The sequence below is a fragment of the Kribbella sp. NBC_01505 genome, assembly GCF_045040285.1.
In the GTDB taxonomy this organism is placed as follows: Bacteria; Actinomycetota; Actinomycetes; order Propionibacteriales; family Kribbellaceae; genus Kribbella.
The window spans coordinates 7,754,229-7,768,628 of sequence record NZ_CP109425.1 but is presented as its reverse complement, the minus strand read 5'-3'; the positions used below and the strand labels follow the sequence as shown (position 1 = coordinate 7,768,628).

At 68.8% G+C, this 14,400-nt stretch carries 11 protein-coding genes; 4 read left to right on the top strand and 7 right to left on the bottom strand.

Annotated elements, in window-relative coordinates; genetic code table 11:
• Positions 1–27: 27 nt before the first annotated feature.
• Positions 28–468, bottom strand: coding sequence for a DUF805 domain-containing protein (locus OG474_RS36520; protein ID WP_405058205.1), 441 nt, complete (start codon positions 466–468; stop codon positions 28–30).
• A gap of 126 nt (positions 469–594) precedes the next feature.
• Positions 595–1,236, bottom strand: a complete 642-nt coding sequence (locus OG474_RS36515; protein WP_405058204.1) for a class I SAM-dependent methyltransferase — start codon at positions 1,234–1,236, stop codon at positions 595–597.
• 121 nt (positions 1,237–1,357) lie between these two features.
• Here OG474_RS36515 and OG474_RS36510 point away from each other — a divergent pair, with 121 nt between their 5' ends.
• The gene (locus OG474_RS36510; protein ID WP_405058203.1) at positions 1,358–2,914 is read left to right on the top strand and encodes a PfkB family carbohydrate kinase; all 1,557 of its coding nucleotides are present in this window, start codon (positions 1,358–1,360) and stop codon (positions 2,912–2,914) included.
• Positions 2,915–2,924: 10 nt separating this feature from the next.
• Here the strand turns inward: OG474_RS36510 and OG474_RS36505 are convergent, their stop codons facing one another.
• Positions 2,925–3,854 (bottom strand): hypothetical protein, encoded by a 930-nt coding sequence (locus OG474_RS36505; protein WP_405058202.1) that lies wholly within the window; start codon positions 3,852–3,854, stop codon positions 2,925–2,927.
• A 349-nt stretch (positions 3,855–4,203) separates the two neighbouring features.
• Here OG474_RS36505 and OG474_RS36500 point away from each other — a divergent pair, with 349 nt between their 5' ends.
• A complete protein-coding gene (locus OG474_RS36500; RefSeq protein ID WP_405058201.1) occupies positions 4,204–4,359 on the top strand; it encodes a hypothetical protein in 156 nt (51 codons plus the stop codon).
• An 87-nt stretch (positions 4,360–4,446) separates the two neighbouring features.
• Positions 4,447–5,841 carry an amidase gene (locus OG474_RS36495; RefSeq protein ID WP_405058200.1) on the top strand — a complete coding sequence of 465 codons (1,395 nt, stop codon included), beginning with the start codon at positions 4,447–4,449 and terminating at the stop codon, positions 5,839–5,841.
• On the opposite strand, the gene OG474_RS36490 is transcribed toward OG474_RS36495, so the two are convergent.
• Positions 5,831–7,411: an IucA/IucC family protein gene (locus tag OG474_RS36490; RefSeq protein WP_405058199.1), complete on the bottom strand. Its 1,581-nt coding sequence runs from the start codon at positions 7,409–7,411 to the stop codon at positions 5,831–5,833. The genes OG474_RS36495 and OG474_RS36490 overlap by 11 nt on opposite strands.
• Before the next feature lie 111 nt (positions 7,412–7,522).
• Positions 7,523–8,824, bottom strand: a complete 1,302-nt coding sequence (locus OG474_RS36485; protein WP_405058198.1) for a serine hydrolase domain-containing protein — start codon at positions 8,822–8,824, stop codon at positions 7,523–7,525.
• 109 nt (positions 8,825–8,933) lie between these two features.
• Here OG474_RS36485 and OG474_RS36480 point away from each other — a divergent pair, with 109 nt between their 5' ends.
• Complete coding sequence (locus OG474_RS36480; protein ID WP_405058197.1) at positions 8,934–9,581, top strand: LuxR C-terminal-related transcriptional regulator; 648 nt, start codon at positions 8,934–8,936, stop codon at positions 9,579–9,581.
• Here OG474_RS36480 and OG474_RS36475 read toward each other — a convergent pair.
• Together OG474_RS36475 and OG474_RS36470 are read right to left on the bottom strand one after the other, a co-directional pair.
• On the bottom strand, positions 9,529–11,439 hold the full coding sequence (locus tag OG474_RS36475) for an ABC transporter ATP-binding protein (protein ID WP_405058196.1): 1,911 nt from the start codon (positions 11,437–11,439) through the stop codon (positions 9,529–9,531). The genes OG474_RS36480 and OG474_RS36475 overlap by 53 nt on opposite strands.
• A complete protein-coding gene (locus tag OG474_RS36470) occupies positions 11,436–14,393 on the bottom strand; it encodes a lantibiotic dehydratase (RefSeq protein WP_405058195.1) in 2,958 nt (985 codons plus the stop codon). The genes OG474_RS36475 and OG474_RS36470 overlap by 4 nt, the downstream gene beginning before the upstream one ends.
• Positions 14,394–14,400 lie beyond the last annotated feature (7 nt).

Below are 14,400 nucleotides of genomic sequence, written 5' to 3'. Positions count from 1 at the left end.
GTTCGCGGGGCGTTCTGTTGCGGTAGATCAGACCGTCGGGTAGCCAGGCTCGGCCGGACCGGCGCCACCAGGACCGAAGCCCGGGCCACGCTCGGCCGCCTTCGGGTCCGGGCCGAACCGGTTGTCGCTCGGCGTGCCGTCGAGGGCCTGCCAGACGATGAACCAGATCTGGCCGATACACGGAATCAGCCAGATCAGGACCCACCAGCCACTGCGGTCCCGGTCGTGCATCCGCCGGACGGAGATCGCGATGGTCGGGATCAGGACGGCCAGACCGTAGATCGTCTGGAGCCATCCACCGCTGGTCCGGCCGTTGGTCTCGAAGTCGAGGCCGAGGATCCGGTCCAGGATCCCGAGGATGATCGAGATCACGAAGCTGAAGAGGATGAACATCCAGAACTCTTTGCGGCGAGCGCGACCACTGAACTGCGCGTACCGCTTGGTGATCACATCTGTGAACCAGTGCATTGCTGCTCTCCGATAGTGAGAAGGTGAGGCGAGGACAGAGCCTGTCGGACCTGCCCGGCGTCGTCAATGCACGGTCGCCGTTCAGTGATCACACTGCAACATGGCGCGCCGTACTTCGAGCGAACTTCACCTTTTCGCGACCGAGACCCGCCACATCGTGTGCGGCTCGTGACCTTCGGTGTAGGCCGTTATCCCCAAGGGCTGCCAGCCTGTGGACAACTCGTCGACCAGGCCCTGGTCGAACAGCCGGCCGACGAACCCGCCGAACTCCTGCCAGTCGTCGGCGCACGGCGCCGCGCCGGACCACACGGCGTACACGAAGAGACCACCTGGCCGGAGCACCCGGTGGACCTCGCCGACCAGGGAGCGCAGCTCACCGGGCGTGAAGGCCATGTTCAGCAACAGATTCGCGAAGACCGCGTTCACCGTGGCATCAGCCGGTGGCAGTGGATCGCGGACATCGTGCAGCGCGGCCGTGACCCGGTCGTCGAGCCCTTCGCGCTGTGCCTGCTGCCGCAGCTGGTCGAGCGCGGTCTCGCTGAAGTCGGTGGCGTGCACGCTGAATCCCTGCCGGGCCAGGAAAAGCGCGTCCCGCCCGTGCCCGGAGCCCAGCTCGAGAACGTCATCGATGCCCGCGGCACCGAAAGCCCCCGCCGCCCACCGCGCCGCCGCCGACGGCTCCGCTCCGTGCAGTTGCGGCTGCCGCGCGTAAGCGGACTCCCACCGTTCCTGCTGAGCCCGTGCGAGCTCGACGTGTCCAGTGTTCATGTTGCTCCCCGTGGTCGTCACGCCGGTCTGGACGATCGGCAGACCGCGCCAGCCTACAGTGCGGAAATCCCCTGCCGCCCGCCATACTTGGATCGGAGAAACTTCACGACCCGGGGGCCGCATGACGAACCGCAGCGACAAGCAGCCGGCTGACGTGCTGCTGCTCGCGAGCGTGCTGGAGAAGCTGCGCACCCACGACGGCCTCACCGTCGCCCGGCTCACCGCCGGCCGCCAAGGGATCGCCGCTCCGTTGCTGGAGCTCGCAGCGACCCGACGATTCGCCAGCGTGCACGATGTCGACCCTTCGGCGGCAGCCTTCGATCTGGTGGCCGGCTGCGTCCGCGACGACCTGCACGGCAGCCAGCAGCTGGTCGCCGACGCGATCCTGGCCCTGGGTCTGTATGCCGGCGCCCATAGCCGGGCCGGCCTCGACGACCGCATCACCCGCGGTCTCTACAGCACCTCACTCGGCCGCCGTCGCGAAACCCTGCTGAACAACTGGCACCGCCTGCACGAGGCCCTCGGCCACCCGCCCGGCGAAGCCCCGAGCGACCGCGCACTCCGCGGTACGACGGAGCCCGCCGTACTGCGCGAACTGGCGAACCAGCTGGTCCGCCGCGACATCTACTCGGTCGGCTCCCGTGCCGTGACGAGGGAGGCCGTGGTGCTGCTGGACGGCGCCGAGCCGGCACCCGAGGCACCGTCCGCCGGACGAGTGATCGTGGTCGGCGGCGCGGTGATGGACGCGACCTTCCGGATCAAGACGGTGCCCGGCCCGGAGACGTCGAGCGAGGCGTACGGCTTCGACCTGTCCCCCGGCGGCAAGGCCGTCACCCAGGCCGTCGCGTGCGCCCGGCTCGGCCTGCAGACCTCGCTGATCGCCGCTGTCACCGACGACCGGTTCGGCGACGAGATCCTGCAGTACCTGCGCAACGAAGGCATCGGCACGTCGCTGATCAAGCGGATCCGCGGCCGGCGGACGCCGTTCACCGGCGTCTTCGAGAAGGAGCTCGGCGACAGCATCGCCGTCAACTGGCGCAACCAGGGCGAGGTCTACGTCTCGCCCGAGGACATGGACGAACGCGCCGACGAGATCGCCGGCTGCGACGCGCTGCTGATGACCTTCGAGGTCCCGCGCGAGACCATGCAGCACACGCTCGCGCTGGCCCACCGCGACCCGGCCGACCGGCCGCTCGTGATCGTCACCCCGGGCCAGCCGTACGTCGACGAACGCATCTCGCGGGACTCCTTCCCACGGATCGACTACCTGGTGGCGCACCCGTGGGAGATCGGCCACTTCGTCGCCCACGGCGCCGGGCCTTTCGACCCCGATCCGGTCGCGCGGAACCTGCTCGCCGTCGGCGTGGAAACCCTGTGCCTGCTGGTGAACGGCGGCTGCACGATCTACTCGGGTCCGGCCCACGACGTACTGAGCGTGCCGACGATTCCCTCGATCTACAAGGAGTCTTCGGCCTCCCGGGACGCGTTCTGCGCGGCGCTCGCGGCCCGGCTCCTCGACAACGACCGGAGCTTCTCCGCGCAGGTCGCGCTGTGGGCGGCCGCGGCGATGTCGTGCGCGGCCGCCGACTTCCCACTGTCGAACTCGATGCCCGACCGGCAGCGGATCGAGACCCTGCTGGCCCGGTCGCCGTTCAGCGTCGACGGCCAACACCTGTAGGGGGTCCGGCTCAGCGACGCAGCCGGCGCTGATCGGCCTCGGGGACGGCCTCGGTCTCGCCGCGCACCCGGCAGCAGAAGATCAGCGAGTCGACCAGCGACGCGCGGCTCTGCTCGAACCGGCCGCGGGGATTGCTCGCCCGCAGGGCCGCCAGGTTGGCGCCCCCGAAGCGGGTCCGGAGTTGCCGCGGGGTCGCGTAGAGCCCGTCGACGTACAGGTACGGGCGCGCCTGGATCGACATCCACTGCTGCCAGTTCGCGGCGCGGTAGCTGGAGCCGACGAACCCGAGATTCGGGTCGACCGCCGTGGTCAGCACCTGGGCCGAGGGCAGCTCCCGGCGGACCGTCTGCCGGACCCGCGCCAGCAGGTACGAGATCGCATTCACCGGGGCCACGTCGAACGAATACACCCGGGACACGTCCCAGGCCGCCTCCATCGGCACGCCGAACTGGAGCTCGAGTTGCCGGCCGACCCGTATCCATTCCAGCGGGGTAACGCTGCACAAGGTCACCGGCAGGTGGTGCACCGGATCGACCAAGGCGAAGTTCAACGAGCCCGCGCGGGCACTGCGCAGGTAATGCAGGCGACTGAAGATCTGGTCCGCCTCGGCATTCCCGAAACGCACGAAACGCAGATCGGAAAGCGCGAACTCATTCTTGGAAACCAGCCCCTGGACCTGCTGCTGGTCGCTGCGCAACCGCTCCGCGTTGCGTTGCAGTTCGGCGGTCAGCTGGGATTTACCAACCATTCCGTTCGACCGCGCGAGGCGCGGAAGATGGAGCAGGGTGCGCACCATGAGAGCCCGGTCCGGGACGTCGTAGCGCCGCGCGGCGGCGGCCAGCAGCGCCTCGAACTCCGGAGCATGCCTTCGGCAATCATCCAGCGAAAGTCGCCCGGACGCGGGCGGGAGCCCGGTTCCCGGTGACTGCGGGACCGACATGACGGGACCTGTTGGCCGCGGCCGGGCCGGGCACGGGCCCGGTCGCGCGGCATTCATCACCACAGCCGCATGCTAGCGGACCGACCTACTGGCGCCACAACATTCCAAACCCACCAGTTTTGGCGGCGCGTCGCGGGCCGGCCTGCCATTTGGCAGGGCCCGGGTGCCAATTGGCGCCACTGATACGCAGCAGCGTCCGCTGGTATCGCAAGGGGCTTGCCAAAATCATGTCCGAACAAAGAAAGCGGTGCCAAATGAAATGGATTGACAACCGTTTGCCGTGGCGTTCACTGAAAGCGTAACCAACAGCGGCTCCGAAGGAAGTGAACCACAGAAAAGAGGGATCACCATGTCTCCGAACGAATTTGTCGCGACCGTCGTGGTACTCGCCAGCGCGGTCCTCCTGATTTCCTTCTGGAAACAGATCCTGTTCATCCTGCTCTTCGGAGTGGTGACCGTCTTCTGCTTCGGTCTCTACAACGTAGCCACCGCGATGGGCCACTAGCACACTTCCTGGCCCACCAGCAGACCGCCCGCACCTCGACACCCGCCCGGGATTCCCCGGGCGGGTATTTTTCGTAGGCTCACACCTGTGAGTGATTCCGCCGCCGATCTCAGCCTGACCGAACTGCTGCATTTACTGACCGGCCGCAAACTCTCCGCGCGTGAACTCCTCGCCGATTGTCTGCGCCGGATCGACCGGGCAGAACCGACCGTGCGGGCGTTCATCACTCACACGCCTGAGCTGGCCGAGGAGGCCGCCCGGCGCGCCGACGAGGCCCGGGCCACGGGTGAGCCGGTCGGGGCGCTGGCCGGCGTACCGGTGGCGTTGAAGGACGTGTTTCTGACCAAGGGTGTGCTGACGACCGCTGGTAGCCAGGTGCTGGCCAGCTACGTGCCTGCGGAGGACGCGGCCGTGTGGGAGCGGCTGGCGGCTGCGGGCGCCGGCATGCTCGGCAAGACCACGACACACGAGTTCGCCTACGGTACGGCGTCCTCCCCGACCGCCAACCCGTGGGACCTGCGTCGTACGCCGGGCGGCTCGTCCGGTGGGTCCGCGGCCGCGCTGGCCAGCCGGATGGTGCCGGCCGCGACCGGTACCGACACTGGCGGTTCGCTGCGCATCCCCGCCGCGGCCTGTGGCGTCAGCACGCTCCGCAGTGCGCACGGCCGGATCTCCCGGTACGGCGTGATCCCGCTCAGCCCCACGTTCGACGTGGCCGGGCCGATGGCACGCCGGATGCTCGACATCTCGATCCTGATGCGAGTCCTGGCCGGCCCGGACCCCCGGGATCCGGCATCACGGGACGAGCCGATACCGGCGTACCCGCTCGAACCACCCCGCGATCTGACCGGAGTGCGGATCGGACTGCCCACTGCGATGTCCTGGAGTCTGGTCGACGACCGGATTGCCAGGGTCTGCCGCGAAGCCCTCGGCGTACTGGTTGCTCGCGGCGCTGTGCTGGTCGACATCGACCACCCGCCGAACACCGACGTGGTGCTGGAGAAGTCCACTGGCGTGTTCGACACCGTCAACGAAAGCGAAGCCCACCAGATCCACGACGCGCTGGTCCCCCACAGTCACCTGTACACGCCGCAGGTACGCGAGCGGGTCCGCAAAGGCGAGCAGATCAGTCCGGAGCGGTACGCCGAGGCACTCCGGCTCCGCACGCAATGGGCGGCGGACTGGCGGGCGATCATGATGACGCTCCGGCTGGATGCGATCGCTCACCCGACCATTGACGCCGCCCCGCCGCTGATCGACCCCACCAGGCCGCCGAAAGGCCCGCGGATCCGTCTGTCGGTCCCTTGGTCGATTGCCGACTTCCCGGCGCTCAGTGTGCCGGCCGGCTTCGACAACCGCGGACTACCGGCCGGACTGTCCCTGGCCGGTCTGCCGGAACGTGAGGCGGAGCTGGTCGGCCTCGGCATCCTCATCGACGAGGAGCTTCAGCTCTGGCGGCACGGACCGCCCGTCACGCCGTGAGTGGGTTGGGGATGTTCAGGTAGACGGTTGAGAGGTTTGCTTGGCAGGGCAGGGTGTCTGCGGTCAGCCAGCGGCGGGCCAGGCGGTCGCCGTCGGGCCCTGCGGCTTGCAGAAGCGGCAGGGCGAGGATGAGGCGGTCGCGGACTACGTCGAGCAGTTCGGCTTCGTCGGCAACTCCGTCGGCCGCCAGGCAGCCCACTACGGCCAGGGCCTGGTTGTAGAGCAGGTTGCCGGTGAGGCGGTCGTCGACGGTAGCGTCGTCGACCACTGCCAGTGCGGAGTCGCGGAGGCCGGTGACTGCGAGCAGGCCGCGGAGGTAGGACGAAGCCAGGTAGTAGCCCTGGTTGTCACGGTAGGCACCGCCCTTGATGCGGCCGAGGCCGTCCAGCCGGATCAGCGTGTTCTGCTGGTGGGCTTCGAGGCCGATGCCGGTCTCGGCGTACAGGTGCAGCATCGGGATCAGGACACTGTCCAGGTACGACGCCACCCAGGCCGCGGGGTCGTCAGCGGCGAACTCACTGAGGCGGCTGAGGCGGTCCGGGCGTGGAGCGACCAGTCCGGCCAGACAGGCGTAGCTGTTCACGTCATTGGGCACCTCGCGGACTGCGACGTCCAGACCAGTCAAGGCCGGTCCGCCCTCGTCCAGTGCGATCCAGGCCGGGTCCCGGACGATCGTGAAGCGTGGATGCGCGGTCGCCGTACCGGCGTTGTAGGCGGCGTCGAGCAGCCGGTAGACCTCCAGACCGCGCCGGAGCTCGGTCGGAGTGGACTCACGCCGTGAGTTGGTGATCCGCAGGCCTAGTGACAGCTTGAGCATCACTGGCAGGTCAGGGTGGTAGAGCGTGCGCATGCTCGATGTCGGGTACCACTGCGCGCCGTGCGGGCCGAGTTCTTTCACGCGGCCTTCCTCCAGCAGCTTGGCGACCCGCGGCCGTTGCCGCAGCGCCGCCGCCTGCCAGGGGTGAGCCGGGATCAGCACCCGGCCCGCCGACGGAGTGATACCGGCCAGCGCGCCCATCAGCTGCACAGCGTCCAGTCCCTGCAGCGAGGGCGCGCCGGCCACCTGGTCCGAGGACACCAACTCGGTGTCGGCCTCGAACCAGTGCACCGCGAAACGGCCACCGAGCTCCGGCGAGTACCTCGCCAGCTCGGCACCGCTCAATCCGTCCCGGCTCTTCGGCGCCGGGTGGTTAGGTTGACCGAACAGCAACGCCTGCTCGATCTCCAGGAAGCGTCCAGGGCCACGGTCGGCTCCGCCCGCGTCGACGAAGTACGCGACATTGCGGACCGACTCGGCCGTGCGCGCCACCAGGTCGTCGATCTCGGCCGGGTCGGCCTCGGTCGACAGCAGCCGCACAAGCTCCTCCGGTGCGGGCGGTACGCCGTCCACCAGGATCTCGGTGAACTGGTGCCAGCCGCTCCGGGACGCGTGCTCGACCCGCGCGGTGACCGTCTTCGCGCCGACGGCCAACCGCAATACCCCGGCTGTCACCGGCACTGCGGCCTCACGCGTGTAGCACCGCAGAATCGCGTTGAGATGCGCCGCTACGGCCGTCTCGGTCGAAGTCACAGCTCGCACTCCTGAAGTTTGGCTCTCCTGAAGTAAGGCAACGCTTACTTAGGTGAGCCTAACTTCAAATGAGCTCGGTGACCACCCAACTACACGTGGCCATCCTCACTCCTACTCCCCGTACGGCGTCCTGGTGAGCACGAACGTCGCCAGATTCAGATGGTCGACAGCGCCGCCGTTCCGGATCACGCGGAGCCGCTCCCCCGCGAAGTACCCGTCCCGCCCCTGATAGAGGTCCGGCCCCAGCGGTGTGAAGCGGCAGCTCATCGCCCCCGACAACTGCAGGACACCGTTGCTGACCACCATGGTCAGCGGAGTGTTGCCCCAGTACCAGTGCCCGAGCAGCTCGCTCCCCTGCTCCAGCTGTGGTTCCGGCAGCCACTCCGGCGCCAGCGCCGGCTCGCGGTCGGCCACCATGATGATCAGCTCCGGAGCCAGGGACGCGACCTGGCCGTACGTCGAATTCCCCAACGTGACCGCACCGATCCGGCGAGCCCGGTCGACGAACAGTCCGGCCAGGAAGCCCGGCATCGAACCGGTGTGGCCGATCAGCAGATAGGGGTCCTCAGCGATCAGCCGCAGTCCGAGCCCGTACGACGCGGTCAGCGCCTCACGTGGATCCGCAGCCGCCGGTGCAGCCATCTCGTCCACGGTGTCGCGGCTGAGCACCTCGCTGACCGGATCGATCCAGAAGCTCGCGTACTTCGCCAGATCCTCGACCGTGCTCCACAACTGCCCGGCCGGTGCCATCGCCCCCGAGTCGTACGCCGGCTCCTCCACCAGCTGACCGCTGAACGGGTGCACCGAATACCCCTGGGCGGCCGCGCCGAACGGGAAGTACGACGTACGCCCCATCTCCAGCGGATCGAGGATGCGCCGCTGCACCAGCTCCAGCCAGGACTCCCCGCGCACCCGCGCCACGATCTCGGCCAGCAACGCGTAGCCGAGGTTGGAGTAGTGGTGGCGCCGATCGGCCGGACCGACGGCGTGCGAATCGTCCATCGCCGCGACCAGCTCGTCGAACGAGACGCCCGGATTGCGTTCCCACCAAGGGCCCTCGGGCTCCGCGTTCATCCCGCCGCTGTGCGCGAGCAGGTGCCGCACGGTCCGGTCGCCGAACGCGATCCCGGGCAGATGCTTGCCGACGGCATCATTCAGCTGGAGCAAGCCGTCGTCGCGGCACTGCAGCACCAGGACCGCGGTCAGCGTCTTGGTGATCGAGCCGATCCGGTACTGCACGTTCGGCCCCGGCGCCAGTCCGGACGCGTTGGCGAACCGGCCGCGCGCACCGGTCCACACCAGCTCACCGTCGCGCACCAGACCGGCGGTCACCGAAGGCAGCCTGGTCTCGCTCTGGGCCATCGCAATCCGGCTGAGCAGCGCGGCGGCAGTGTCGGGGCGTACGTCAGTCACCCGGACGAGTATGCCCGTTGGGGTTGCAGAATGTGCGCCCAGGCCTGACCCGGTGACGGGGTCATCGCACTGCGCCGTCGGCTTTACTCGTCGAGGAGGTGAACGCCAGGTGGCCGCACAGCAAGTTGCCCCGGACGGACTACGCGTGGTGCTCGCCGACGCCCATCCGGTGATCCGCAGCGGCCTCCGTGCCGTCCTCCAAGCCATCCCGGACGTCGACGTCGCAGCCGAGGCGGAGTCCTTCGGCGAGACCGTGCGAGCCGTACTGATGTACCGCCCCGACGTGGTCGTCCTGGATCTGGACCTCGGCCGCCGCACGGTCACCGAGATCCTCCGCTCCGCTCCCCACACCCGGGTGCTGATCTTCACGATGACGGATGAGGACGAGTCCATCGTCGCGGCGTTGCGGGCCGGCGCACTGGGCTATGTGCTCAAGGACGCACCACACGACAGCATCCTCCGAGCTATCCGCGGTGTCGCGGCCGGTGAGGCAGTCCTAGGTCCGACCGTCGCCCGCCGGCTCGGCGAGCTGGTCGGACGCGTCGTACCCGACGCCGGTCAGGTCGGCGGCCTCACCAGCCGCGAGCGCGACGTACTGACTCTGGTCGCGGAGAACCTGCCGAACTCTGCCATCGCGCAGCGCCTCGGCCTGGCCCCGAAGACGATCAGCAACCACCTGTCCGCGATCTTCGCCAAGCTGGGCGTCAGTTCGCGGGCCGAAGCCGCCGTTCGGGCTCGCCGTGAGGGCCTACGCTGAGGTACGCCGACGCCTGCAGTTCGTAGAGCCCGGCGTAGACACCACCACGCGCCAGCAGCTCGGTGTGACTCCCCTGCTCCACGATCCGGCCGTGCTCCAGTACGACGATCACGTCGGCGTACCGGACGTTGACGAGCCGGTGCGTGATCAGGATCTTGGTCCGTCCGGAGCCGATCCGTCGCAGCGACTCGAAGGCGGCCTGCTCGGCGCGAGCGTCCATGGCTGCCGTCGGCTCGTCTGCCACCAGGATGGGTGCGTCCCGATACAGACCGCGCGCCAGTCCGATCCGTTGCCACTGGCCACCGGACAGGTCACGACCGCTCTTGAACTCCCGGGACAGGACAGTGTCTCCACCGGCAGGCAACTCGGCGATCACCGCGTCGGCCCCCGAACCCGCGAGCGCCTCCGCCAGATCGCCACCGCCTTCCAGGCGACCGATCCGGACATTGTCGTACGCCGACATCGGCCAGCGAGCCGGTTCTTGCGCCACGATGGCGATCCGGTCGTGCACAGTGTGCGCGTCGACAGTGGCGAGGTCGACGCCGTCCCAACGCACCTGCCCCGCTGTCGGCGCATAGAGCCCGGTGAGCAGTTTGGCCAGCGTCGTCTTCCCGGAGCCGTTCTCGCCAACCAGCGCGACGGTCTGGCCTTTGCGGATGCTCAGGTTGAGATCCTGGAGTGCTGGTTCGGCCTGGCCGGGGTAGGTGAAGCTCACCGCCTCCAGACTGATCCGGCGCGGATCTCGGGGTGCAGCGGCGCCGGTCACCGGAGCGGTGTGCTGGCGGGTCTGCTCCAGCAAGGTGCTGTACAGCTCGATGTACAACGAGTTCTCGTAGATCTGGGTGACACCGGCCATCGAGTTCGACAATGCGGTCCCGGCAAGCCGCATGGCCATCACAGCAGTTCCGGCGAGGGCGAGCGGCAGCCAACCGGCGTACAGCATCAGGCCGAGGACGCCGAACCCGATCGCCGTACCGAGACCAGCGACCGACCGTCCGATCAGGTTGACCCCGGACTTGGCCATCTCGACGCGTTGCGCCTCCGCGGTGAGCTTCGTGCTGATCCGGAGATACTCGGTCAGGAGAGCGGGACCAGCTGTGCACGCCCGCATCTCGGCAGCCGTCGGCCGCCCAGTGAGCAGACCGCTGGCGATCGACTGGCGACGACGCAGCGACACCATGCGGAGGTACGAGTGGTACTGCAATTGCACCGCACGCGCGGACGCGAGCACCTCCGGTACGACGGCGAACAGGACCAACGGCGCCAGTAGCGGATGCAGGAGACCAGCCGTCGCGACTGCTGCTACCAGCTGGATCAACGACTTGGTCAGATCGGCGACACCGCGCACGCTGATCTCGATACTGCGGATACCGCGCTCCTGCCCCTGCCGAAGCAGGTCCACGTATTCACTGTCCTCAAAGGCGATCAGTGCGACGTCAGCAACGGCCCGGTGCAGCTCCTGCTGCGCAGCCTGCTCGATCCGCGGCCGTAACGCTGCCTGGGCGGCCGAGGCCAGTGCGTCGATGACGGCCCGCCCCGAAAGCAGTGCGACCAGCTGGACGATCGCAGGGAGCGCAGCGGTCAGCCGCCCAGGAGTCGGGCCACCCGCCAGCAGGGCGGTGAGTACGTCGGCCGTCGCGAGCAACCCGAAGGCCGCCACACACCCGGACGCCAACTGGAGCAGCAGTACAGCCACCGTCAGCCGGCGCGATGCCTGCCACGCCAGTGACGCCACCAGCTTGACGGCACCCGGCAGCGACCGCAGTGCAGTACGCAGTCCGCTCCCCGCCGCTTGCTGGCCGATCTGTAACCAGTCCGGCGCTTCTACCTCATCGACACCGACCAATGGCTTGGTCACCGTGGCCGCCAGGGCGCGCGCGCCAGGCTCTCCCGTGTCCGCACCAACAACCCACGCACCCGCTGCTCCGGCGGATGACCGCATCCCAGCAGCCGATTGCAGTGCATGTGCACATAGCTCTGCGTCAGCTCATCCTTGTCTAGCTCAGCCTCGGTCAGCCCCTTGGCGATCTCCGCAATGCGCTTGGACCACATCGACACTGCAGGCTGTGCCGACACCGGTAGCCAGGACGGGTCGCCCAGGACACCCCGCAGCGCGACCTGTTCCTTCCGGAACTCATCTGCGGTCGCCTTGCGGTCCTGAACGCCGATGCGGGCCAGCGACTCGCGCTCGGCCGGGTCGTAGCCGAGTGCCCCGAGCAGTGTGTCGACCGTGTAGACGCCGAGCAGCAACATGTCGAGGCTGCGTCGCTGCCGCAGCAACTCGGCCACCAACTCGCTGTCCGTATGGAACAGCTGCTCGGCCAACTCGATCCCGGCCGCACCGCCGTACCGCTCGACCTCCTGGTCGTAGGTATCGAGCCCGAAGCTCTTGCAGTACCCGGCGTTCACCAGCTCGGCGCCCCAGCTCAGCAACCGCGGTGCGAGCTTCTCAGTCAGTACCGCGGGATCCCCGTGCCAGCGGATGCGCAGATGCGGATCAGGATCGACGTACCGCATGAAGAACCACGAGTCCGCCGTACCGTCAGCGATCGCTTGCGCACCGAACTCGCGGATCGGGTGCGCGATCAGGTCGTCCTCGTACGCCGGGACGTCGTACAGCTTGGCGTACAGCCAATCGCTGCCCGGCGGCCGCAGCCGTCGCGAGGTGTCGGTACGACGTACGGCCGCCGAGCGCCTCGTCGGCTGCGACACGGGTTCGTCGAGCACCAGGGGCACCACCAGTTCGCTGAGGTAGTTCCCCTCGGGCCCGCTCACCCAGGCATCGTCGGGCGAGGGCAGTGCCTCCTGCAGGACGGTTCGATCGCGAACCTTGGCGCGCAGCTGGTCGACGTGTTCGGGATTGTCGAGATCGAGCAGCAGGCGGTTGTCCTTGTCGGCCATGTACACGTACCGCGGGACCTGCCAGCGCTCCCGCCAGACCGGGAACGCGCCGAGGTCGGTCGGCTCCAACCGCCAGCTGGCCGGTGCCAGTACGAGGCGTCCGCGCTGGACCCGCGGCAGGAACGGGAAGCCGGCCGCCGGCCCCCAACTGAAGCCGACATTCGACATCCGGCCGTCGTGGTACACGTGCTCCAGGAAGCTGACGAGCTCCGGCGCGCCGTTCGTGTTGAGCATGTGGCCCGCGCAGGGCACCACCTCACGGCCGTCGACCGCCCAGCGCAGCACGAATCGGTCGCCGCTGAGGCCTACCAACAGCTCATCGGGAGGCAGCTGGTCGTCGCCAGGGGTGGTCGTCAGCGCGATCTCGCGTTCGCGAACCAGTGGCCGGATGGTCACGTTGGCCGCCCGGACGTGACGCGCGAGATAGCTCACCTCGGCCCGCAGCAGGCCTGGATTCCGCTCGGCCTCGGCAGCGGCCGCTGCGCGTAGCGGCTCCACCCCGACCAGATCGGCGAACCGGCCGAGCACCCGGCCGGCCGCGCCGCCACCAAGGTTCGGTCCGATCATCAGCCGGAAGTCGCCGGCGTCCACGGCTGCGGCCGAGGCTGCCACGACGAAGACCGACAGGTCCAGCGAGTCGGACGGCCGCCCCGCACCGAGTGACAGTTTGCCGACCATGGCGTCGTCCAGCTCGACGACCGTCTGCCCGTCCTTGATCGCGCTGAGGGCAAGGTCGACCAAGGTCCGGTCCCGAAGCATCTTCGCATCGGTCGGCTCCTCGCGGCGCTCCAATGGCTGCGGGACGCCGAGGCCAAGCTCCGGATCGAGGAGCTCGAGCAGCGGCACCTCACGCTCCCGGCCGTACCGCTCCTGGAAGGCCTGCCGGTACCCGTCCAGGTACGACGTGCCAGGCGCTGTCGGAGACAGCCGCAGCAACAGCTCGGCGAGCCTGGCGGACTCCGCCGCCACCTCACGCGTGATCCCGCCCTCGAGCGGGATCGCCATGTCTGTCTGGAACTGCGTGGCGGTGTCCCGCAAGGTCTTGGCCTTGGCAACGAGCTTCGGGTACTCCGCAGCCGCGTGGCCGACGTCCAGCCGGTCCCAATCGGCGATCTCGTCGAGCAGCTCGGTGAGTGCGACCGCCTCGGCGCGCGCAGCCGGGATCGCGGTCAGCCGGTCCGCGACGTACCGGGCCGGGTCCTCGATCGTGATCGGTGGGCGTAGGTCGGTCAGCAGAACGGTCTGCTCCCAAAGCTGCTGGAGCAGGCCCGCTACCTTGTCCCGCGGGGCTCCGCCGGCGGCAAGCGATCCGAGCAGTTCCTCGTACCGCACGGGTGTCCGAGCGGCTTCCAGCGCAGCGCGCACGACCGGAGTGGCTCGGAGGTTCACACCCCGGGCGGCCTCACCCGGATCGGTCAGGACCGCGCGCTCGGTCAGAAACAACCGGTCCGCATGCAGGCTGGCGGCCGGGTTGGTGTACCACCGCAGCTCGGCACGCACCTCCGGGCGCTGCTCGAGTTCGGCGATCAGCTCGATCAGCCAGCCCATGTCCGGACGCGTCCGGATCCGCACCGGCTCGGCAGTCATCGCCAGGTCGGTCGTCTCACCCCATTGCGCCACCGCGACTCCGGCGAACGTCCCGTACGGCGTCGGCCGCGTCGCCATCCGGATCAGATAGCGCTGCAGGCTGCTGCGCATCCGGCGCAGTGCCTTCTCGGACTGGGGCTTGCCGGTGCCGGGTGGTTTGGCCAGGGCGCGAGCCAGGTCACCGGCGCCGACCGCCAGCGCACGCTGGATGCGCGGATCAGCGGGCAGCTCAGTACCCGGCGCGATGGCCGTCGGCGGATCGAGAAACGCCTCGACCGGCAGCAACGGCGTCCGCACCATGACCCAGTCCAACGGCCGATACATACCGCTC

Excerpts from the sequence above, each read along its gene's own strand:
- OG474_RS36520 (WP_405058205.1), bottom strand. The coding sequence starts at position 468 with ATGCACTGGTTCACAGATGTGATCACCAAGCGGTACGCGCAGTTCAGT.
- OG474_RS36515 (WP_405058204.1), bottom strand. The coding sequence starts at position 1,236 with ATGAACACTGGACACGTCGAGCTCGCACGGGCTCAGCAGGAACGGTGG.
- OG474_RS36510 (WP_405058203.1), top strand. The coding sequence starts at position 1,358 with ATGACGAACCGCAGCGACAAGCAGCCGGCTGACGTGCTGCTGCTCGCG.
- OG474_RS36505 (WP_405058202.1), bottom strand. The coding sequence starts at position 3,854 with ATGTCGGTCCCGCAGTCACCGGGAACCGGGCTCCCGCCCGCGTCCGGG.
- OG474_RS36500 (WP_405058201.1), top strand. The coding sequence starts at position 4,204 with ATGTCTCCGAACGAATTTGTCGCGACCGTCGTGGTACTCGCCAGCGCG.
- OG474_RS36470 (WP_405058195.1), bottom strand. The coding sequence starts at position 14,393 with ATGTATCGGCCGTTGGACTGGGTCATGGTGCGGACGCCGTTGCTGCCG.